16 protein-coding genes are annotated in these 20,322 nt (G+C 71.8%); 13 read left to right on the forward strand and 3 right to left on the reverse strand.

Going from position 1 to position 20,322, the window contains the following annotated elements:
• The 6 genes from K7B10_RS26525 to galE form a co-directional block, all read left to right on the forward strand.
• Nucleotides 1–3,148, forward strand: a 3,148-nt coding sequence (locus tag K7B10_RS26525; RefSeq protein ID WP_229339755.1) for an Rne/Rng family ribonuclease, incomplete at its 5' end; no start/stop codon positions are given.
• A 276-nt stretch (nucleotides 3,149–3,424) separates the two neighbouring features.
• Nucleotides 3,425–3,745, forward strand: a complete 321-nt coding sequence (gene rplU / locus K7B10_RS26530) for a 50S ribosomal protein L21 (RefSeq protein WP_030159347.1) — start codon at nucleotides 3,425–3,427, stop codon at nucleotides 3,743–3,745.
• Nucleotides 3,746–3,758: 13 nt separating this feature from the next.
• Complete coding sequence (rpmA, locus tag K7B10_RS26535; protein ID WP_048480572.1) at nucleotides 3,759–4,013, forward strand: 50S ribosomal protein L27; 255 nt, start codon at nucleotides 3,759–3,761, stop codon at nucleotides 4,011–4,013.
• 169 nt (nucleotides 4,014–4,182) lie between these two features.
• Nucleotides 4,183–5,628 carry a GTPase ObgE gene (gene obgE / locus K7B10_RS26540; RefSeq protein ID WP_030862386.1) on the forward strand — a complete coding sequence of 482 codons (1,446 nt, stop codon included), beginning with the start codon at nucleotides 4,183–4,185 and terminating at the stop codon, nucleotides 5,626–5,628.
• 77 nt (nucleotides 5,629–5,705) lie between these two features.
• Nucleotides 5,706–7,325, forward strand: a complete 1,620-nt coding sequence (locus K7B10_RS26545) for a glycosyltransferase family 2 protein (RefSeq protein ID WP_229339757.1) — start codon at nucleotides 5,706–5,708, stop codon at nucleotides 7,323–7,325.
• Between the two features lie 79 nt (nucleotides 7,326–7,404).
• Entirely contained in the window at nucleotides 7,405–8,406 is a 1,002-nt protein-coding gene (galE, locus tag K7B10_RS26550; protein WP_229339759.1) for a UDP-glucose 4-epimerase GalE, read from the forward strand.
• A gap of 79 nt (nucleotides 8,407–8,485) precedes the next feature.
• Here the strand turns inward: galE and K7B10_RS26555 are convergent, their stop codons facing one another.
• Together K7B10_RS26555 and K7B10_RS26560 are read right to left on the reverse strand one after the other, a co-directional pair.
• Nucleotides 8,486–9,634, reverse strand: a complete 1,149-nt coding sequence (locus tag K7B10_RS26555; protein WP_229339761.1) for a glycosyltransferase — start codon at nucleotides 9,632–9,634, stop codon at nucleotides 8,486–8,488.
• Nucleotides 9,631–12,510, reverse strand: coding sequence for a CDP-glycerol glycerophosphotransferase family protein (locus K7B10_RS26560; RefSeq protein WP_229339763.1), 2,880 nt, complete (start codon nucleotides 12,508–12,510; stop codon nucleotides 9,631–9,633). Before K7B10_RS26560 ends, K7B10_RS26555 begins: the two co-directional genes overlap by 4 nt.
• A 158-nt stretch (nucleotides 12,511–12,668) precedes the next feature.
• Here K7B10_RS26560 and K7B10_RS26565 point away from each other — a divergent pair, with 158 nt between their 5' ends.
• The 7 genes from K7B10_RS26565 (at nucleotide 12,669) to K7B10_RS26595 (ending at nucleotide 19,165) form a co-directional block, all read left to right on the forward strand.
• Nucleotides 12,669–13,700 carry a glycosyltransferase family 2 protein gene (locus tag K7B10_RS26565; RefSeq protein ID WP_229339765.1) on the forward strand — a complete coding sequence of 344 codons (1,032 nt, stop codon included), beginning with the start codon at nucleotides 12,669–12,671 and terminating at the stop codon, nucleotides 13,698–13,700.
• Nucleotides 13,701–13,703: 3 nt separating this feature from the next.
• Nucleotides 13,704–14,126, forward strand: coding sequence for a GtrA family protein (locus K7B10_RS26570; protein WP_229339767.1), 423 nt, complete (start codon nucleotides 13,704–13,706; stop codon nucleotides 14,124–14,126).
• Nucleotides 14,127–14,215: 89 nt separating this feature from the next.
• The gene (gene proB / locus K7B10_RS26575) at nucleotides 14,216–15,343 is read left to right on the forward strand and encodes a glutamate 5-kinase (protein WP_229339769.1); all 1,128 of its coding nucleotides are present in this window, start codon (nucleotides 14,216–14,218) and stop codon (nucleotides 15,341–15,343) included.
• Between the two features lie 61 nt (nucleotides 15,344–15,404).
• Nucleotides 15,405–15,824, forward strand: coding sequence for a DUF8830 family protein (locus tag K7B10_RS26580; protein WP_372481466.1), 420 nt, complete (start codon nucleotides 15,405–15,407; stop codon nucleotides 15,822–15,824).
• A gap of 223 nt (nucleotides 15,825–16,047) precedes the next feature.
• The gene (locus tag K7B10_RS26585) at nucleotides 16,048–17,325 is read left to right on the forward strand and encodes a glutamate-5-semialdehyde dehydrogenase (protein WP_229339773.1); all 1,278 of its coding nucleotides are present in this window, start codon (nucleotides 16,048–16,050) and stop codon (nucleotides 17,323–17,325) included.
• Between the two features lie 77 nt (nucleotides 17,326–17,402).
• On the forward strand, nucleotides 17,403–17,951 hold the full coding sequence (locus tag K7B10_RS26590) for an SCO2584 family spore wall biosynthesis protein (protein WP_229339775.1): 549 nt from the start codon (nucleotides 17,403–17,405) through the stop codon (nucleotides 17,949–17,951).
• A gap of 68 nt (nucleotides 17,952–18,019) precedes the next feature.
• A complete protein-coding gene (locus K7B10_RS26595) occupies nucleotides 18,020–19,165 on the forward strand; it encodes an SCO2583 family membrane protein (RefSeq protein WP_229339777.1) in 1,146 nt (381 codons plus the stop codon).
• Here the strand turns inward: K7B10_RS26595 and K7B10_RS26600 are convergent.
• Entirely contained in the window at nucleotides 19,149–20,228 is a 1,080-nt protein-coding gene (locus tag K7B10_RS26600) for a M48 family metallopeptidase (RefSeq protein ID WP_229339779.1), read from the reverse strand. The genes K7B10_RS26595 and K7B10_RS26600 overlap by 17 nt on opposite strands.
• Nucleotides 20,229–20,322 lie beyond the last annotated feature (94 nt).

A 20,322-nucleotide genomic window follows, 5' to 3' on the forward strand; every position in this document is an offset into this window, starting at 1 on the left:
CCCCGGCACACGTGTCCGTGAGCCCCTCGGCGGTCATAGCAACGAGGTCGTCGGACTCGCCTTCGCCCCGGTCCGTGGCCGCCGCGCCGTGCGCCCCGCCGTCGCCGTGTTCCAGGCGCCGGTCTTCGCCGAGCCGATGTTCCAGACCCCGGAGACCGCGGCCATGGCCGCAGCGGCCGCCGCCGCGGCCGCCGAGGCGGAAGAGGTCGAGGAAGAGGAAGAGCTCGAAGCCGAGGCCGAGGTCGTCCAGGCCCCCGCCGCCCAGCCGGCCGGCCGCCGCCGTCGCCGTGGCCGCGGTGCGGCCGAGGCCGCCCCGGCCGCCGAGTCCGCGCCGGTCTCCCTGGCCGACGTGGAACGCGTCGAGGACGAGGCCGAGGCCGCCGAGCTCGACGAAGAGAGCGCCGAGTTCGAAGAGGGCGACGAGACGGGCGAGCGCCCGTCCCGCCGCCGCCGTCGCGGTGGCCGTCGCCGCCGGCGCGGTGAGGCCGCCGACCTGGACGAGTCCGCCGAGGACGAGGCCGAAGCCGAGGCCGCCGAGCAGGAGGCGGAAGAGGAAGAGACCGAGGACGACGAGGAGACCGGCGCCCTGGGCTCCAGCTCCAGCCGCCGTCGCCGTCGCCGTCGCCGCCGCAGCGGTGACTCCGGCGCCGAGGGCGAAGCGGGCGAGGACGACGGCGTACGCACCGTCGTCAAGGTCCGCGAGCCGCGCCCGGCCCGAGAGAAGGCCGAGCCGTCCGACGAGGTGCAGTCCATCAAGGGCTCGACCCGTCTGGAGGCGAAGAAGCAGCGCCGCCGCGAGGGCCGCGAGCAGGGCCGCCGCCGCGTCCCGATCATCACCGAGGCCGAGTTCCTGGCCCGCCGCGAGGCCGTCGAGCGCGTCATGGTCGTCCGCCAGGCCGGCGAGCGCACCCAGATCGGCGTCCTCGAGGACAACGTGCTCGTCGAGCACTACGTCAACAAGGAAGAAGCCACCTCGTACGTCGGCAACGTCTACCTGGGCAAGGTCCAGAACGTGCTGCCGTCGATGGAGGCCGCCTTCATCGACATCGGCAAGGGCCGCAACGCCGTCCTGTACGCCGGTGAGGTCAACTTCGAGGCGCTCGGCATGGCCAACGGGCCGCGCCGCATCGAGTCCGCCCTCAAGTCCGGCCAGTCGGTCCTGGTGCAGGTCACCAAGGACCCGATCGGCCACAAGGGCGCCCGCCTGACCAGCCAGGTCTCGCTGCCCGGCCGCTACCTGGTCTACGTGCCCGAGGGCTCGATGACCGGCATCAGCCGCAAGCTGCCCGACACCGAGCGCGCCCGCCTGAAGACCATCCTCAAGAAGATCGTCCCCGAGGACGCGGGCGTCATCGTGCGCACCGCCGCCGAGGGCGCGAGCGAGGACGAGCTGCGCCGCGACGTCGAGCGTCTGCAGGCCCAGTGGGAGGACATCCAGAAGAAGTCGAAGCAGATCTCGACCTCTTCGCCGAGCCTGCTGTACGGCGAGCCGGACATGACCGTCCGCGTCGTGCGCGACATCTTCAACGAGGACTTCTCGAAGGTCATCGTCAGCGGTGACACCGCCTGGGAGACCATCCACGGCTACGTGAACCACGTGGCCCCGGACCTGGCCGACCGGCTGTCGCGCTGGACCTCCGAGGTCGACGTCTTCGCGACGTACCGGATCGACGAGCAGCTCGCCAAGGCGCTCGACCGCAAGGTGTGGCTGCCCTCGGGCGGTTCCCTCGTGATCGACAAGACCGAGGCGATGATCGTCATCGACGTCAACACCGGCAAGTTCACCGGTCAGGGCGGCAACCTCGAAGAGACCGTCACCAGGAACAACCTGGAGGCGGCCGAGGAGATCGTGCGCCAGCTGCGACTGCGCGACCTCGGCGGCATCGTCGTCATCGACTTCATCGACATGGTCCTGGAGTCCAACCGCGACCTGGTCCTGCGGCGGATGCTGGAGTGCCTGGGCCGCGACCGTACGAAGCACCAGGTCGCCGAGGTGACCTCGCTGGGCCTGGTCCAGATGACCCGCAAGCGGGTGGGCCAGGGCCTGCTGGAGTCCTTCTCGGAGACCTGTGTCCACTGCAACGGACGCGGTGTGATCGTGCACATGGAGACGCCGACCGCGGTCGGCGGCGGTGGCAACGGCAAGCGCGCCAAGCGTCGCGGCGGCCGCGGTCACGAGCACGACCACGAGATCGAGGGTGTCGAGACCGTCGAGGTCCTCGAGACCGAGACCGAGGCCGAGGTGGCCGCCGAGCTCGCGGCGCCGGTGGCGCTGCCCGAGCCGGCGTTCGTCGCGGACGAGGAGCTCTACGGCAGCCCCGCCGAGGCGGAGGCCGCGGCCGGCCTGAGCGGTCGGCGCAACCGCCGCCGGGCCACCCGCAAGGCGACCGCCCCGGCGGGTGCCCCGCGCGGTGCGGCCGTCCCGGCGCCGGCCCCCGTGGCCGAGCCGGTGGCCGAGCCCGTCGTCGAGCCGGTCGTCGAGGCCGCCCCGGTGACCGAGCCGGCCGACACGGTGCTGGAGCCGGCCGCCGAGGTCGTCGCGGAGGCCGCCCCGGCCGCCGAGGCGGTCGAGGCCGCGCCCAAGGGCCGTACCCGTCGCCGGGCCACCCGCAAGGCCACGGCCCCGGCCCCGGTGGCCGAGACCGCCGCCGAGCCGGAGCCGGCGCCGGAACAGGCCGCCCCGGCCGCCCCGGAGCCCGAGGTCGTCGCAGAGGCCCCGGTGGCCGAGGCGCCGGTCGAGGAGGCCCCCGCGGCCGAGGCCGCTCCGGCCCGTCCGCGTCGCCGTGCCACCCGTAAGGCCACCGCACCCGCCGGCTCCCCGGCCGGCGCGGCGGAGGCTGCCGTGGTGGTCGTCGAGACCCCCGCCGCCGAGCCCGAGGCCGCCCCGGCCCCGGCCGAGGAGGCGGAGGCCCCGCAGGCCGACGACGCGGCGGCCGAGAAGCCGGCCAAGAAGGCGGTCCGCAAGACGGCCGCCAAGAAGGCCCCGGCGAAGAAGGCCACCGCCGCCAAGAAGGCGACGGCTGCCAAGAAGACCGTCGCGAAGAAGACGACGGCCAACAAGACCGTGGCGAAGCGGGCGACGAAGAAGACCGCGGCGGCCGAGCAGCAGTCGCTGCCCTCCGTCTCGGCTCCGACCGACGAAGCCTGATCCGCCGCACGGCCGTGGACCCCGCCCCGGGCGGGGCCCACGGCCTGCACGGGGCCCGGTTTGACCCTCCGGAACCGGCCCCGTAACCTAGACCGTCGGCATGTCCCAGACGATTACGTCTGGTGCGCGTCGCGCTCCTGAGCACCTTCCTCCGCCGGGCCTCGCCCGCAGGAGAGGCCGCTCGTCCAATCCGGATCAGTTCGGTCCCCCCGCAAGAGGGGGCTGCCTGAGCGGCTGGCTTCAGGAGCATCCGTCCCGAGTGAGAGAGAGATCCGCGTGTACGCCATCGTGCGCAGCGGTGGTCGCCAGCACAAGGTTGCTGTTGGTGACATCGTTGAGGTTGACAAGATTTCCACTGCCAAGGTTGGCGACACGGTCGAGCTCTCGACCCTGCTCGTTGTCGACGGCGACGCCGTGACCAGCGACCCGTGGGTGCTGGCCGGGATCAAGGTCCAGGCCGAGATCGTGGACCACCACAAGGGCGCCAAGATCGACATCCTGCGCTACAAGAACAAGACCGGCTACCGCCGTCGCCAGGGTCACCGTCAGCAGTACACGGCGATCAAGGTCACCGGTATCCCCACGGCTGCGAAGTAAGAGGGACTGAGACATGGCACACAAGAAGGGCGCATCGTCCACTCGGAACGGGCGCGATTCCAATGCTCAGCGGCTCGGCGTGAAGCGCTTCGGCGGTCAGGTCGTCTCCGCCGGCGAGATCCTCGTCCGCCAGCGCGGCACCCACTTCCACCCGGGTTCGGGTGTCGGTCGTGGTGGCGACGACACGCTGTTCGCGCTGCAGGCGGGTGCCGTCGAGTTCGGCACGCACCGTGGCCGCAAGGTCGTCAACATCGTTCCGGCCGCCTGATCCAGCTCCTGCTGATCAGCGGTACGTAACTTCCCGAGGGCGGATCTCAGCTCTTCCCGGCGCGAGCCGGGAAGAGAGGTCCGCCCTCGGTGCGTTGTCATACAGACCACGTTTTAATGGGCAGCTAGGCCTGCCCGGGACATTCCCGTATGTATCTGGAGGAACAACCATGACCACCTTCGTGGACCGCGTCGAGCTGCATGTCGCCGCGGGTAACGGGGGCCACGGCTGCGCCTCCGTTCACCGGGAGAAGTTCAAGCCGCTCGGCGGCCCCGACGGCGGAAACGGCGGCCGTGGCGGCGACGTCATCCTGGTGGTGGAGCAGGCGATCACCACCCTGCTGGACTACCACCACAGCCCCCACCGCAAGGCCACCAACGGCAAGCCCGGCGAGGGCGGCAACCGCTCCGGCAAGGACGGCCAGGACCTGGTCCTGCCCGTGCCGGACGGCACCGTCGTCCTCGACAAGGAGGGCAACGTCCTCGCCGACCTCGTCGGCCAGGGCACCACGTACGTGGCCGCCGAGGGCGGCCGCGGCGGCCTCGGCAATGCCGCGCTGTCCTCCGCCCGCCGCAAGGCCCCCGGCTTCGCCCTCCTCGGCGTCCCCGGCGCCACCGGCGACATCGTCCTGGAGCTCAAGACCGTCGCCGACGTGGCCCTCGTCGGCTTCCCGAGCGCCGGCAAGTCCTCGCTGATCTCGGTGCTCTCCTCCGCCAAGCCGAAGATCGCGGACTACCCCTTCACCACCCTCGTCCCGAACCTGGGCGTCGTCACGGCCGGCTCGACCGTCTACACCATCGCCGACGTCCCGGGCCTCATCCCGGGCGCCAGCCAGGGCAAGGGCCTCGGCCTGGAGTTCCTGCGCCACGTCGAGCGCTGCTCGGTTCTCGTGCACGTCCTGGACACCGCGACCCTGGAGTCCGACCGCGACCCGATCGCCGACCTCGACGTCATCGAGGAGGAGCTCAAGCTCTACGGCGGCGGCCTGGAGAAGCGTCCGCGCCTGGTCGTCCTCAACAAGGTCGACATCCCCGACGGCCAGGAGCTCGCCGACATGGTCCGCCCGGACCTGGAGGCCCGCGGCTACAAGGTCTTCGAGGTCTCCGCGGTCGCCCGCACGGGCCTCAAGGAGCTCTCCTACTTCCTCGCCGAGGGCATCGCCAAGGCGCGCGCCCGCAAGCCGAAGCAGGAGGCGACCCGCATCGTCATCCGCCCGAAGGCCGTGGACGACGCCGGCTTCACCGTCACGTACGACGAGGTCGAGGACGTGTACACGGTGCGCGGCGAGAAGCCGGAGCGCTGGGTCCGCCAGACCGACTTCAACAACGACGAGGCCGTGGGCTACCTGGCCGACCGCCTCAACCGCCTCGGTGTCGAGGACGCGCTGAAGAAGGCCGGCGCCCGCGCCGGCGACGGCGTCGCCATCGGCTCCGACGAGAACGCGGTCGTCTTCGACTGGGAGCCGACCATGATGGCCGGCGCCGAGATGCTGGGCCGCCGCGGTGAGGACCACCGCCTGGAAGCCCCGCGTCCGGCCACCACCCGCCGCAAGGAGAAGGAAGCCAAGCGCGGGGACTCGGCGCAGCAGGAGTACGACGAGTTCCGGCCCTTCTGATCTGCCGCTTTGCCGTGCGCGTGCCCCGGACGGCGGAGTTGAAGTGATGTTTACCCCGGTCGCCTAGGATCCACTGGGTGAGCAGCACCAACACTCCCAGCGTTTCCGTCGTGGTGATCGCGTACAACGACGCCGTGCTCGTGGGCGAGGCCGTTTCCTCGGCTCTCGCCCAGGGCCCGGTCGTCGCCGAGGTGATCGCCGTCAACGACGCCTCGGCCGACGGCACCGCGCGGGTGCTGGACGAGCTGGCCGCCGTCCACCCGCGCCTGAAGGTCGTGCACCGCACGGAGAACAGCGGCGGCTGCGGTACCCCGCGCAACGACGGGATCGCGGCCGCGAGCTCCCCGTACGTCCTCTTCCTCGACAGCGACGACGTGCTGCCCCCGGGGGCGGCCGACGCCCTCGTGCGCGCCGCCGAGGAGCACCGCGCGCCGGTGACCGTCGGCGCGTGCGTACGCCGTGAGCTGCCCCAGCACCACGACGTGCCCTGGATGCCCGGGCTGTACACCGCGGGCGACGTGATCGAGCGGCCCGCCGACCGGCCCGAGCTGGTCCGGGACACCCTCTGCGTCAACAAGCTGTACGAGCGGGCCTTCCTGGACAAGCATGCGATCCGTTTCCCGGACGGCCGGTTCATCTACGAGGACTTCGTCTTCACCGCGCGGGTCCTGGCCGCCGCCCCGCGCATCGCCGTCATCGGCGACCTCGTCTACGTCTGGCACGTGCGCCGCGATGCCGCCCAGGTGTCGATCTCCCTGGACCGCAAGGACGTCGGCAACTGGCGCTCCCGGATCGAGGCCCACCGCACGGCCTGCCGGATCATCACCGACTCCTCCCCGGAGCTGGGCCTCGCCTGCCAGGTGAAGTTCCTGGAGTACGACCTGCGCATGTACCTGCGCGAGCTCGGCCGGGACCCCGAATACCAGGCCGCCTGGTGGACGTTGACCCGCGATTACGTCGCCGGGTTCGACGAGGCCGCCGTGGAGGCCGCCGGGGCGCACGCCCGCTGGGTCGTCCGGCTGCTGCGGGCCACCGCGACCCCGCCCGCCGACGTCGAGCGGCTCACCCGCTTCGCCGCCGAGCCGCCCCGGCTGCTGCCCCCGTACGCGACCGGCCCGGACGGGCGGCCCGTGTGGAGCGAGGAGCTCCCGGTCGTCCTGGACGGGCTGGCCGGGCTGCCGGTGGCCGGACTGCCCGTCAGCATCGACGCCGAACCGGTGGGTGCGGGCCGGCTCCGGATCCGGGTGCGCGAGCTGTACGGGCGCCTCGCCGAAGCCGGACCGCGCACCGCCCGGCTGAGCTTCGTACCCCGCGCGGGCGGGCAGCCCGTGCAGGACCGGCCGGTGGAGCTGAGCCCCGCCGCCGACGGCGACGGCTGGAGCGCCGAACTGCCGTTCCGGCTCACCGCAGTGGCCGCCGCGGGACGCCGCCAGGGGCGCCGGGGCATGCAGTCGTGGGGCGTCCAGGTGGGAGTGGAGTTCGCCGACGGGAGCTCCCTGCTCACCTCCCCGCGCCCCCTCGACGACCTCCTGCGCCGCCGTGCCCTGCCGAGCAGCAGGTACGGTGTTCTGCTGGCGCAGCCGTTCCGTACGGGCGGGGGATCGCTGGCCCTGCGGCTCGCGCCGGGTGCCGCGGGCGCGCTGAGCCTCGTACGCAACCGTCTCCACCGGGCCCGGGCAGGCCGCGGATCGGAGTGAAGACAGTCGGCGATCGCAAGGTCGCCCGAGATTTCGGACAGGACTCCGGATCAGCTCCGGGGACCCCAGGGAGATACGCATGACTTTTCTGATCACTGGTGGCGCCGGCTACATCGGCTCCCACGTCGTCCGCGCGATGGTCGCCGCAGGTGAGAGCGTCGTCGTCTACGACGACCTCTCCACGGGCAACGAGGACCGCGTCCCGGAGGGCGTCCCGCTGGTGATCGGCACGGTCCTGGACCGGCTGAACCTGGACGAGACCATCCGGCGCTACAAGATCACCGGTGTGGTGCACCTGGCGGGCAAGAAGCAGGTCGGCGAGTCCGTCGAGAAGCCGCTGTTCTACTACCACGAGAACGTGCAGGGCCTCCAGGTCCTGCTGGGCGCGGTGGCCGCGGCCGGCGTCCGCAACTTCCTGTTCTCCTCCTCCGCCTCCGTGTACGGCATGCCCGACGTGGAGCTCGTCACCGAGGAGACCCCGTGCGCGCCGCTGAGCCCGTACGGCGAGACGAAGCTGGCCGGCGAGTGGCTGGTCCGCGCCGCCGGCAAGGCGTACGGCATCTCCACCGCCTGCCTGCGTTACTTCAACGTGGCGGGCGCGGCCGCCCCCGAGCTCGCGGACACCGGGGTCTTCAACCTGGTGCCGATGGTCTTCGAGCGGTTCGACAAGGGGGAGGGCGCCCGCATCTTCGGCGACGACTACGAGACCCCGGACGGCACCTGCATCCGCGACTACATCCACGTCGAGGACCTCGCCGAGGCCCACGTGGTGGCGGCCCGCAAGCTCGTCGAGTGGGGCGCGACCGGGGAGTACAAGGACCTCACCGTCAACATCGGCCGCGGCGAGGGCGTCTCCGTGCGGGAGATGGCGGAGCTGCTGAACGAGGGCACCGGGCACTCCTACGAGCCCGTCGTCGTCCCGCGGCGCCCCGGTGACCCGGCGAAGGTCGTGGCCTCGGCCGACAAGATCGCGGCGGAGCTCGGCTGGAAGGCCAAGCACGACGTCCGCGAGATGATCACCTCGGCCTGGGCGGGCTGGGAGGCCAACCGCAAGGGCGAGCTGCCGCACGTCGCGCGCTGAGCCCGTACGCCGCGTCGAACAGCACGAAGCCGCCCGCCCCGGATGCGTTCCGGGGCGGGCGGCTTCGTAGGGGGGCCGCTCAGCGCTCCAGGAACGAGAACAGCTCTTCCCAGCGGTCGGTGATCTCGGCGCTGGAGTACCGCTGCACGCTGCGGAACGCGTTGTCGCCGAGCCGGTCGCGCAGTGCGCGGTCCGACATCAGCACGTCGAGGTGCCCGGCCAGCTCCATCGTGTTGCCCAGCCGGGCCAGCAGCCCGTCCTCGCCGTGCGCCACGATCTCCCGGACGCCCGGCGCACAGTCGAACGCGGCCACCGGAACGCCCGCGGCCATCGCCTCCAGCAGTGTGATCGGGAAGCCCTCGGCCCGAGAGGCCTGCGCGAACACCGAGGCCCCGCGCAGCGCGCCCAGCACGTCGTCGGTGCTGCCCATCCACTCCACCGAGTCGGTCAGCCCGAGCCCGGCGGCGTGCGCCCGCAGCGCCGGCTCCTCGACGCCCGCCCCGTAGATCCGCAGGACCCAGTCGGGGTGGTGCGGGGCGGCGTCGGCCCACGCGTCGAGCAGCAGGTCCACGCCCTTCTCGAAGGCGAGGCGGCCGACGCTGGCGACGACCTTCTCCGTGCGCGGTGCGGGGGAGTCCGGCATGAACGGCAGCGGGTTCGGCATGCTGCCCACGTTCTCCATGCCGGCCCGGATCCACAGGTCCGCGTCCTCCGGGGTCAGCACCAGCAGCCGGTCGACCTCCCGGTAGTGGCGGCGGACCCGATCGGCGCGGGTGGACTTCTGGCTGGCCTCGAACGACTCGTGGCTCATGCCGATGACGCCGAGTCCCTTGGTGTCGGCGAGCGCCACCCACTCCATCGCCCAGACCTGCGTGACGATTACGACGGCCCCGGGGCCGGCCGCGCGGAAGAGCTCGTTCAGCTTCTCCGCCTTGGCCCGCATCTGCGCCCGCCGGGCCGCCTGGCGGCGCCGCTCGGGGGCGTTCAGCCTGCCCTTGATCCCGCGCAGGTGGCGGGCCTTCGGCGGGTGGGTGTCGTACAGGGTGGTCATCGCGTACGGCAGGTCCTGCGGCAGCTTCTGCCGGATCTCCTCGGCGACCGGGGCGATGCCGACGATGTGCACCCGGTGCCCGCGGTCGGTGAGCAGCCCGGCCATCTGGTGCGACCAGGTCGTGACGCCGCCGAGCTCGTCGACGCTGTTGGAGACGATGAAGATGTCCCGGCTCACTTGCGGCTCCCGGTGAAGAACTTCTCGACGATCTGGCGGGCGGCGTCCCCGCGGTCGTACTCGCCGAACTCGGTGAGGAAACGCTGCCGCGCCTCGGCGTACTTGGCGTCCGCCTCGTCGAAGGCGGCCAGCGCCTGGAGGAGTTCGTCGGCCGTGGCCACCACCGGACCGGGCGCCTTCTCCTTCAGGTCGAAGTACGTGCCGCGGATGTCGGTCGCGTACTTCTCGTAGTCGTAGGCGAAGAACAGCATCGGCCGGTCCAGGACCGAGTAGTCGAACATCACGGACGAGTAGTCGGTGATCAGACCGTCGGCGAGCGCCAGCAGCGGGGTGATGTCGTGGTGCCGGGACACGTCGATGACCCGGCCCGCCACCGACGGCGGCAGCGAGACGCTGTTGAGGTAGTGCGTGCGCACCAGCAGCGTGAAGCGGTCGCCGAGGCGCTCGGCGAACTCCTCCACGTCGAAGGGGAACTCGAAGCCCTCCACCGCGCCGTCCGCGTTCGCCCGGAAGGTCGGCGCGTACAGGAGCACCTTCTTCTCCGGGTCGATGCCCAGCTCGGCCGCGAGCGGCCCGCGCACCCGCTCCCCGCTCTGCGACTCGGCGCGGTGCGCCTCGACCAGGGCGTCGTTGCGCGGGTAGCCGGTGCGCAGCAGCACCTCGTCGCGCAGCCGGAAGCCCTTGGCGAGGGTGCGGGCGTCGTGCTCGGAGCGGATCAGGAAGTGGTCGAAGCGGTTGACCGCCGCCTGGAACCGGTCCTGGCCGGCCTTGCCCTGCGCCTTGGTGCGGGGCTCGTGGAAGCCCATGCGCTTGAGCGCGGAGCCGTGCCAAGTCTGGATGTACGTGGTTCCCTCGCGCTTGGTCAGGGCCAGGGGGAAGCCCTGGTTGTCGACCCAGAACTCGGCCTGCGCCAGCGCGCGCAGGTACGGCCAGCTCCAGCGGCGCACCAGGGTGGCGTCCTTGGGGAAGCCGGTGGGCTTGCCGCCCGCGTACGACCAGACCGCCTCGAACGGGACGCCTTGGCGGACCATCTCCTCGTAGATCGCCTTGGGGCTGTCGCTGTACTGCTTGCCCATGTGGCTCTCGAAGACGACCGTGCCCTTCTTGATCGGCAGCTTCGAGAAGACCTCGTGGTAGACCTTCACCTTCTGCTCGCCCGAGCCGAGGTTGCGCCGGGCCCGCAGCGCCTTGCGCAGGCCCCGCTTGACCACGCCCGCGGCTCTGCCGTGCATCGCGCTGCTGATCAGCGTCTGCGTGCGGACGGCGGCGGCTCCCTCGGCGGTCAGGACGTAGGAGAGGTTCCCCTTCTTGGTCACCTCCGGCGCGAAGCGGTCCGAGACCAGCCGGGTCAGCCGCGGGCGCACCCGCAGGCGGGCCGCCGACTCCAGGTCGACCCCGCCGACGGAGACGCGGGTGGTGAGGCGGGTGCCGCCCGCGTTCAGTTTCAGGCGGACGTCCCAGACGGCGTCGATGATGCCGAGGGGGCGGACGGTGCCGGCGACGTCGGCCGTGGCGGTCCACTCGATCGTGTCACCGGCGTGCCGCACGGTTGCCACCGGGAAGCTGAAGGACCGTACGCCGATCTGCCGGCGGGCCCGGAACTCCAGCGTGGCCGACAGCTGGGCGTCGGCCGGGATCCGGCCCAGCGGATTCACGACGGAGCCGGACACCGTCACGGTGCCCCGGCCGTCGTCCTCGTAGGAGGTGAGCCGGTTGCCCAGGGCGAGGGAGGTGAGCGGCGTGGTGTGGAAGGCCTGCCCGGTGACGTCCAGTATCCGCCGGGCCTCGTCGCCGTCGGGGCCGTCGATGTGCTCCGCGCACCAGTAGACGCGGCCGTCGCGCTCGGCGAGCGGGGAGGTCAGCCGGCCCTTGTTGGTCATCGCGTCGGCGGCCGGGAGCAGGTTGTCCCAGTCCTCCTTGCCCAGCAGGTACGCGCAGATCGCCTGGAGGTACGTGACGTTCTCGTACGCGGCCGGGTCGATGCCCTCCAGGTAGCCGTTGGCGAGGCGGGCGAACTCCTGGCGGTACTCGTCGCTCAGCAGCGGCAGGTCGCGCAGGTGCAGCACCAGGTCGTGCTTGAGGAACTTGGCGTCCTTCGCGGACTTGATGTCCGTGTGCCCCTTGGCGGCCAGCAGCTCGTCGACGCGGCGGTGGATCTCCATCCGGTGGACGAAGTTCGCGATCTCGTGGCGCCGGTTGCTGATCGACTTCGCGGAGGCCTTCTCGACCACGTTCCAGTAGTAGACGTGGTTCGGGATCAGCGTGATGCGGCGGGCGGCGACGTAGGCCTGCGCCGAGAAGAGCAGGTCCTCGTAGTGGATGCCGACCGGGAACTCCAGGCCCTGCTCCAGCAGGAACGCGCGCCGGTAACACTTGTTCGTCGAGAGGGTGTCGTAGACCAGCAGGTCCGGGTCCTCGGTGATCGACTCCAGCGTGCGGGTGCGCGAGTAGATCCAGGGGTACCACTCGGTGGTCTTGCCCCACCTGTTGTCGAGGTGGACGCGCACGCACATGCCGGAGACCAGGTCGGAACCGGTCCGCTCGGCCGCGGCCAGCATGTTTCGGCAGGCGTTTCGTTCCAGCACGTCGTCGCTGTCCAGGAACATGACGTACGTGCCGGTGGCCTGCCGGATGCCGTGGTTGCGCGGGGCACCGCAGCCGCCGCTGTTCTCCGGCAGGCGGAAGGCGCGCACTCTCCCCGGGTGCGCGGCCTCGAGCTCCTGCGCGACCGCGTACGACCGGTCCTTGCTGCAGTCGTCGACGATCACGACTTCGACCCCGTGCAGGGTCTGGTCCAAAACCGACTGGACGGCTGTCGGCAGACGCTCTGCGTCGTTGTAGACGATGACGACCACGGAGACGTCAGGCACGTGCACCTCGATCCCTTTGTTCCATTCCGCTTAACCCGTCAAAGCTACCGTGTGCCGCGCTCGGATCCGGCAGGCCGACCCCCGGCGTGCATACTTCTAAGGAAGAGGTGTGTGGCGGGTCCGGTCGCCGACAATCACCCGTTCGGACCCAGCAGGAAGTGTTCATGACGAAGCTGTCCGTAGTAGTCCCTTGCTACAACGAAGAAGCCGTGATCGACAGCTTCGACCTGGAGATCCGCAGGGTCCTGGACTCCCTGCCCGTCGAGTACGAGGTCTGCTACGTCGACGACGGCAGCCGCGACGGCACCCTCGCCAAGCTCCGCAAGATCGCCGCCGAGCACGGTGACAGGACCCGGTACGTCTCCTTCAGCCGCAACTTCGGCAAGGAGGCCGGCATGCTCGCCGGCCTGCGCGAGGCGACCGGTGACGCGGTCGTGATCATGGATGCCGACCTCCAGCACCCGCCGGAGCTCATCGCCACGATGCTCGACTACTACCGGCAGGGCCACGACCAGATCATCGCCCGCCGCACCCGCGAAGGCGACAAGAAGGTCCGCTCCGCGCTCAGCCGCCTCTACTACCGCGGGGTCAACCGCTGGGTCGACGTGGAGCTCACGGACGGCGTCGGAGACTTCCGCCTGCTGTCCCGGCAGGCCGTGGACGCGCTGCTGTCCCTGCCCGAGTACAACCGCTTCTCCAAGGGCCTCTTCTCCTGGATCGGCTTCGACACCGTCCACTTCGACTACCGCAACGCCCAGCGCGAGGCCGGCGAGACGAAGTGGAAGTTCGGCTCCCTGCTGAACTACGCCATGGACGGGCTGATCTCCTTCAACAACCGGCCGCTGCGGATCGGGATCTGGGCGGGCGTGTCGCTGGTGGCGCTGACCGTCCTGTACGCCGTGTACGTCGCCATCAGCGCGATGACCAACGGCATCGACGCACCCGGCTACGTCACCCTCGTCGCGATCATCACCGGCATCGGCGGCGTCCAGATGATCATGCTGGGTCTGATCGGCGAGTACATCGGCCGCATCTACTACGAGACCAAGCGCCGCCCGCACTTCCTGGTGAAGGAGGCGCACGGCGCGGACCCGCAGGCCCGGCCCGACGCCGCCGGGGTCCACACCGGCGCCCGCGAGCGCGGCGGCCTGTCCGCCACGCGCCCGGCGGTCTCCGCCGAGCGGGAGGTGCGCTGAACCATGCGCGGTCAGCTCGGCCAGATCTTCCGCTTCGGCCTCGTCGGCGCCGTCAACACCGGCACCTTCTTCGTCATCTACCTGCTGCTGCACCCGTGGATGCCGTACTTCCTCGCCTACACCCTCGCCTTCCTCCTGGCGATGGTCGGCTCGTTCTTCATGAACACGTACTTCACCTACCGGACCAAGCCCACCTGGAAGAAGTTCCTGCTCTTCCCGCTGACGAACATCACGAACTACGTGATCCAGTCCGCCGGGCTCTACGCCCTGGTGACCTGGGCCGGACTCGACACCCGGATCGCCCCGCTCGTCGCCGCGGTCGTGGCCATCCCCTTCACGTACCTGCTGTCGCGCAAGATCCTCGTCCCGGGCGCGGCCGCCGCGGCCCAGGACCCGGAGCCGGCCCGCAGCGGCACCGGGGCCTGAGTCCACCGGCTGAAACCCCTGCGCGGGCGCGCCGCACCACCCCGTAGATTGAGGTGGCAGACGTACCGGCAAGGGGCAAGGGGACAGACGTGTCAGCGGCTAGGCAAGGTGTCGTGGACGCCCGCAGGATCGTGGTCAAGGTCGGATCCTCCTCCCTGACCACCGCGGCCGGCGGACTCGACGCCGACCGGGTGGACGCCCTGGTCGACGTACTGGCCAAGGCGCGCAGCGGCGGGGAGAAGGAGATCGTCCTCGTCTCCAGCGGGGCCATCGCCGCCGGACTCTCCCCGCTCGGCCTGCGCCGCCGCCCCACCGACCTGGCCCGGCAGCAGGCCGCCGCCAGCGTCGGGCAGGGGCTGCTGGTCGCCCGGTACACCGCCTCCTTCGCCCGGTACGGGATCCGCGTCGGGCAGGTGCTGCTGACCAGCGACGACACCAGCCGCCGGGCCCACTACCGCAACGCGTACCGGACCCTGGACCAGCTCCTGGCCATGGGCGCCCTGCCGGTGGTCAACGAGAACGACACCGTCGCCACCGACGAGATCCGCTTCGGCGACAACGACCGGCTCGCGGCCCTCGTCGCCCACCTGGTCCGCGCCGACCTCCTCGTCCTGCTGTCCGACGTCGACGGCCTCTACGACGGCGACCCGTCGCTGCCCGGCACCACCCGCATCGACGAGGTGCGCGGCCCCGAGGACATCGCGCACGTGTCGATCGGCAGCGCCGGCAAGGCGGGAGTCGGCACCGGCGGCATGGTCACCAAGGTCGAGGCGGCCCGGATCGCGGCCGCGGCAGGCATCCCCGTCGTCCTCACCTCCGCGAGCCAGGCGGCCGACGCCCTGGCCGGCCGCCTCACCGGAACGCACTTCCACGCCACGGGCCGGCGCTCGGCGGACCGGCTGCTGTGGCTCCAGCACGCCTCGACCCCGCAGGGCCACCTGGTCCTCGACGAGGGAGCCGTACGCGCGGTGACCGAGCGCGGCAGCTCCCTGCTGCCCGCCGGGATCGCGGCCATCGAGGGCGACTTCGTCGCCGGAGACCCGGTGGAACTGCGCGGGCCCGACGGCCGCGCGGTGGCCCGCGGGCTGGTCAACTTCGACGCCAAGGAACTCCCGCAGCTGCTGGGCCGCTCCACCAGGGAGCTGGCGAAGGAGCTCGGCCCGGCGTACGAGCGCGAGGTCGTACACCGCGACGATCTGGTCCTGCTGGAGGGCTGAGGTTCGGTAAAACCGCCGCGCGGCGGGCCGGGGACTGGTCAACTGTGAAGGGCGGACAGGCATGGCGCAGACAGGAGGCGGGCTGGTGAGACGAGCGCTGACCAGCATCAGCGGCGGCGGGGACGGCGAGCAGGTCGAAGCCTCCCGCCTGTGGCACGTCACCCTGAGCGTCTCCGGCAAGCCGGCGCCGCTGTCGGAGGTCCGGCGCGGCCTGGAACAGCTGGCGCACGACCACCCCTTCCTGCTGACCAGTCGGTACGCCGACGACCACGCGGAGATCCGGTACTGGGAGGAGGCCCGCGACCTCCACGACGCCGCGGCCGTCGCCCTGCGCCTGTGGGGCGAGCACCGCTCCTCGGCGCAGCTCCCGCCGTGGGAGATCGTCGGCCTGGAGGTCATCGACCGCGCGACGTACCACCTCCGAGTGGCGGAGGGCTACGGCCCGCCCCCGGCGCATCCGGTGGGCGTGCACCCCTATTAGACGCGCGCCCCGCACGCCCCCCCCCGGGCTTCGGCCCACTGCACCGGACTCCGTCCGGCGGGCCGCGGGGCGTGGCCACGGGCGGAGCCGGGGCCGGTCCGTTTCAGTTCCCGGGCCCACGGCCCGCGGCCCGCGCGGTGTGGCGGCACGGGACCGTGTCCGGGGCGTCTCGCGGGGTGGAACCCCGTCGGCCCGGGCGGGGCCGGGGACTACCCTGGGCGGCATGACCTCGCTCGACGCCCCCGCCTCGCCCGTGATCGCCACCGCGCAAGCGGCCCGCACCGCCGCCGCGGCCATCGCCCCCCTCCCGCGGTCCGCCAAGGACACCGCGCTGCTGGCCATCGCGGACGCGCTGGTGGCCCGTACGGCCGAGATCGTCGAGGCCAACGCCGCGGACATCGCCAAGGCCCGTGAAGCCGGCACCAGCGAGACCGTCATCGACCGCCTCACCCTCACCCCCGACCGGGTCGCGGCCATCGCCTCCGACGTCCGGGACGTCGCCGCCCTCCCCGACCCCGTCGGCGAGGTCGTCCGCGGCTCGACCCTCCCCAACGGGATCGACCTCCGCCAGATCCGCGTCCCGCTCGGCGTCGTCGGCATCATCTACGAGGCCCGCCCCAACGTCACCGTCGACGCCGCCGCCCTGTGCCTCAAGGCCGGCAACGCGGTCCTGCTGCGCGGCAGCTCCTCCGCGTACGCCTCCAACACGGCCCTCGTCGCGATCCTCCGCGACGCCATCACCGAGGCCGGCCTCCCCGCCGACGCGATCCAGCTCGTCCCCGGCGAGTCCCGCGACTCCGTCCGCGAGCTGATGCGCGCCCGCGGCCTCGTCGACGTCCTCATCCCGCGCGGCGGTGCCTCCCTCATCAAGACCGTCGTCGAGGAGTCCATCGTCCCGGTCATCGAGACCGGTACCGGCAACTGCCACGTCTACGTGGACGCCCAGGCCGACCTCGACATGGCCGTGGACATCCTCGTCAACTCCAAGGCGCAGCGGCCCTCGGTCTGCAACTCCGCCGAGACCCTCCTCGTCCACCGCGACATCGCCGACGCGTTCCTGCCGCGCGCCCTCGACGCCCTCGCCGAGGCCGGCGTCACCGTCCACGGCGACGACCGGGTCCTCGCGGCCGCCGAGCACTCCAAGGCCACCGCGCTGCCCGCCACCGACGAGGACTGGGCCGCCGAGTACCTCTCGTACGACATCGCCGCCGGGGTCGTCGACTCCCTCGACGACGCCGTCGCCCACATCCGCCGCTGGACCTCCGGCCACACCGAGGCGATCGTCACCACCTCGCAGGCCGCCGCCCGCCGCTTCACCCAGCTGGTCGACTCGACCACGGTCGCCGTGAACGCGTCCACCCGGTTCACCGACGGTGGCCAGTTCGGCTTCGGCGCCGAGATCGGGATCTCCACCCAGAAGCTGCACGCCCGGGGCCCGATGGGCCTTCCGGAGCTGACCTCCACCAAGTACATCGTCACGGGCGACGGTCACGTCCGGTAGTCGGACCCCGCACACCGGGTGGCCGGAATTCGGCTCACACCCTGCCCAAAGCGGTCCCCCCGGTCTAGGCTTGTGCTGTGCCGGACGACGTGGGGGGCAAGTTCCCGGACGACGGGGACCCCGACAACGACGACCGCGGAGGCGCGGATCAGGACTTCGCCTCCGTGGTGTTCGACGAGGACTTCGTCCGGAGCGCAGAGATCCATGAGCCGAGCGCCGCGGAACGCCAGCGCGCCGCGGACCGGGCACGCGCGGAGGCGGAAGCCGCCCGGGCCGTCGCCGGCGGCTGGACCTCCGACGAGGACTACGACGGCTACGGCTACGGCCGCCCCGAGGGGTACGGCCTCGACGAACCCGGCTGGGACAACCGCCCCGGCTACGCGGAAGGCCCGTACGGGGCCTACGGCGGCGCCCTGCGGCCCTACCGGGGCCGCTCGCCCTGGCTGCGCCCGGTCGCCTGGGTGCTCGCCTTCGTGATGGGCCTCGGCATGGTCGCCCTGGCCTTCAGCGCCGTCTACCGCAGCGTGTCGAGCGACGCGGACCACGCGCCCGCGCCCGCCACCACCCCGCTCACCGAAGTCACCGGCGCCGGAGCGTTTACGTACCCCGTCGGCCGCCAACCCTGAAGGTACGACCCCACTCGCGTTCACCGGAGCAGGGGGCTTCTCTGAAGCGGGGACAGCGGGGAGAAGCAATGGCCGTGCCAGGAGATCCACCCGACGGCACCCCCGAGGGCATCGGCGGGGGCGACGAGGAGTTCCGGTCGGACGAGTACCGGTCGGTGGTGTTCGACGAGGACTTCGTCCGGGCTGCCCGGCTCCAGGAGTTCTCCGCCCAGGAGCGCATGGGTGAACACGCACGGGCCGTACGCAGCCGGTCCATGTGGTCCGGCGGCTCCTCCCGGCCCCGGACCAGCACCCCCGGCCGCGGCGCCCGCCAGGGCATGCTGCTCGTGCTGCTCATCGCCGTGGCCTTCGCCGTGGCCGTCTACATGGGCCTGAGCAACCCGGCACTGCCCCCGGCCATCGGCCGCGCCGAGCCACTGACCAGCACGGTCGTGCCGCTCGCGCCCTCCACCGCCGTGCCCGGCGGACGGCCCGTCGACCTGTACGCGAAGAGCCCGGCGGCCGACTACCGCGTCGGGGCGGCCGGGATCAACCTGCCCGGCGCGCGCCGCACCCACCACTTCACCGAGGGGCAGGTCGTCACCGCGCTGTCCATCGCCAAGGACTACCTGGTGCAGTCCTCGCTGGACCCCGACGTGCTGGCCGGGGCCGCCACCCGGCCCGTGCGGGTCCTGCTCGACCCCGACCAGACGGACCAGTTCGACCGCAGCATGACCACGCCCTCCGGAGACGGGCGGCACGCCGTCACCGGCTGGCTGGTCCGCTTCGACCCGGGCACGGCCGTCGTGGCCGACACCCGGGTCCGGGTCAGCGGCACCCTCGCCATCGACGAGGTCTCCGCGGACGTCCTCGAAGTGATCACCGACCACACCTTCGTGTACGCCGTGCGCCCCGCCACCGGATCCCCGGCCGCCGCCGACGGCGCCTCGCTCTTCACCGTCCGGCGGGAGCTGAAGCTGCGCTTCGACCGGGAGGACCTCACGGCCCGCCGGGCCGAGCTGGTCACCGCCTACGTGATGGCCGGGCCGCAGGACTGCTCCACCGATCCCGCCGAAGGATTCCGCCCGGTCCTGGCCGGAGCCGGACCGACCACGGTCGGCCCGGCCGCGAGCGACCCGTACGCCAGCGGCACCCCGAGGCGCACCGCCGGGCTGTGCGGCGTACTGGCGCCGCCCACGCCCGCCGGGGAGGCTCCCGTCAGCCCTGCCCCGTAGCCCCGCCCTTCGCCCCGCCTGCCGCGCCCGAGCCACCGCCGGCCGCGCCCGTGAACTTGTCGCGCAGCTTGCCGCCGACGTCGGCGGCCCCGCCCGCGATGTCCCCGACCAGCTTGAACAGCGGGTCCTTGCTGCTGCGCACCGATTCCGCGTAGTGCGAGGCCGACTGCCGGAAGGAGTCCGACACCGAGGCGTCCTTGTCCTCCTCGCGCCCCGGGTAGTGGCCGTCCATGATCCGCTGGTAGTCCCGGTTCTGGGACCACTTCTTGAGCTCGGCCGCCCGCACGGTCGTGAAGGGATGCGTCCGCGGCAGCACGTTGAGGATCTTCAGCACGGAGTCGCGCAGATCGCCGCTCGACTCGTACTCCTCGGCCTGGGCCAGGAAGGAGTCCACGTTCATCTCGTGGAGGTGGTTGCCGCCCGCGATCTTCATCAGGCCGCGCATCGAGGCGTTCACGTCCTGCCCGACCAGCAGGCCGGCCCGGTCGGCCGACAGCTCCGACTTGCGGAACCACTCGCGCAGCGCGGTCACGAGCGCCATGATCGCCACATTGCCCAGCGGGATCCACGCCACCTTCAGCGCCAGACCCGTCAGGAACAGCAGGATCGTGCGGTACACCGCGTGCCCCGACAGCGCGTGGCCCACCTCGTGGCCCACGACCGCCCGCATCTCCTCCTCGTCGAGCAGCTCGACCAGGCCCGTCGTCACCACGATGATCGGCTCGTCCAGCCCGATGCACATCGCGTTCGGCTTCGGGTCCTGCTGGACGTACATCTGCGGGACCTTCTCCAGGTCCAGGATGTAACAGGCGTCGCGGAGCATCTCGTGCAGGTGCGGGAACTGGGTCTCGCCCACCCGGACCGACTCCGACAGGAACAGCAGCCGCAGGCTCCGCTCCGGAAGCAGCCCGCTCAGGGCCTTGAACACGGTGTCGAACCCGCTCAGCTTGCGCAGCGCCACCAGCGCCGAGCGGTCCGCCGGATGCTCGTACGCGCGCGAGGAGATGCCCGGGAACCTCCTGCGGTCCCTTGCCGGCACCTTCTCGAAACCGGTCTCCGTCATAACGCCCTCCCCCTTGATCGGCCTGTGCGCTCCTGCGTCTATCCTCTCCAACGCCTGAGTCGGCGTGAGCGTGCCCCAGGCCCCCGCATACGAT

It is taken from the genome of Streptomyces flavotricini, assembly GCF_020639365.1.
GTDB classification, from domain to species: Bacteria; Actinomycetota; Actinomycetes; order Streptomycetales; family Streptomycetaceae; genus Streptomyces; species Streptomyces flavotricini.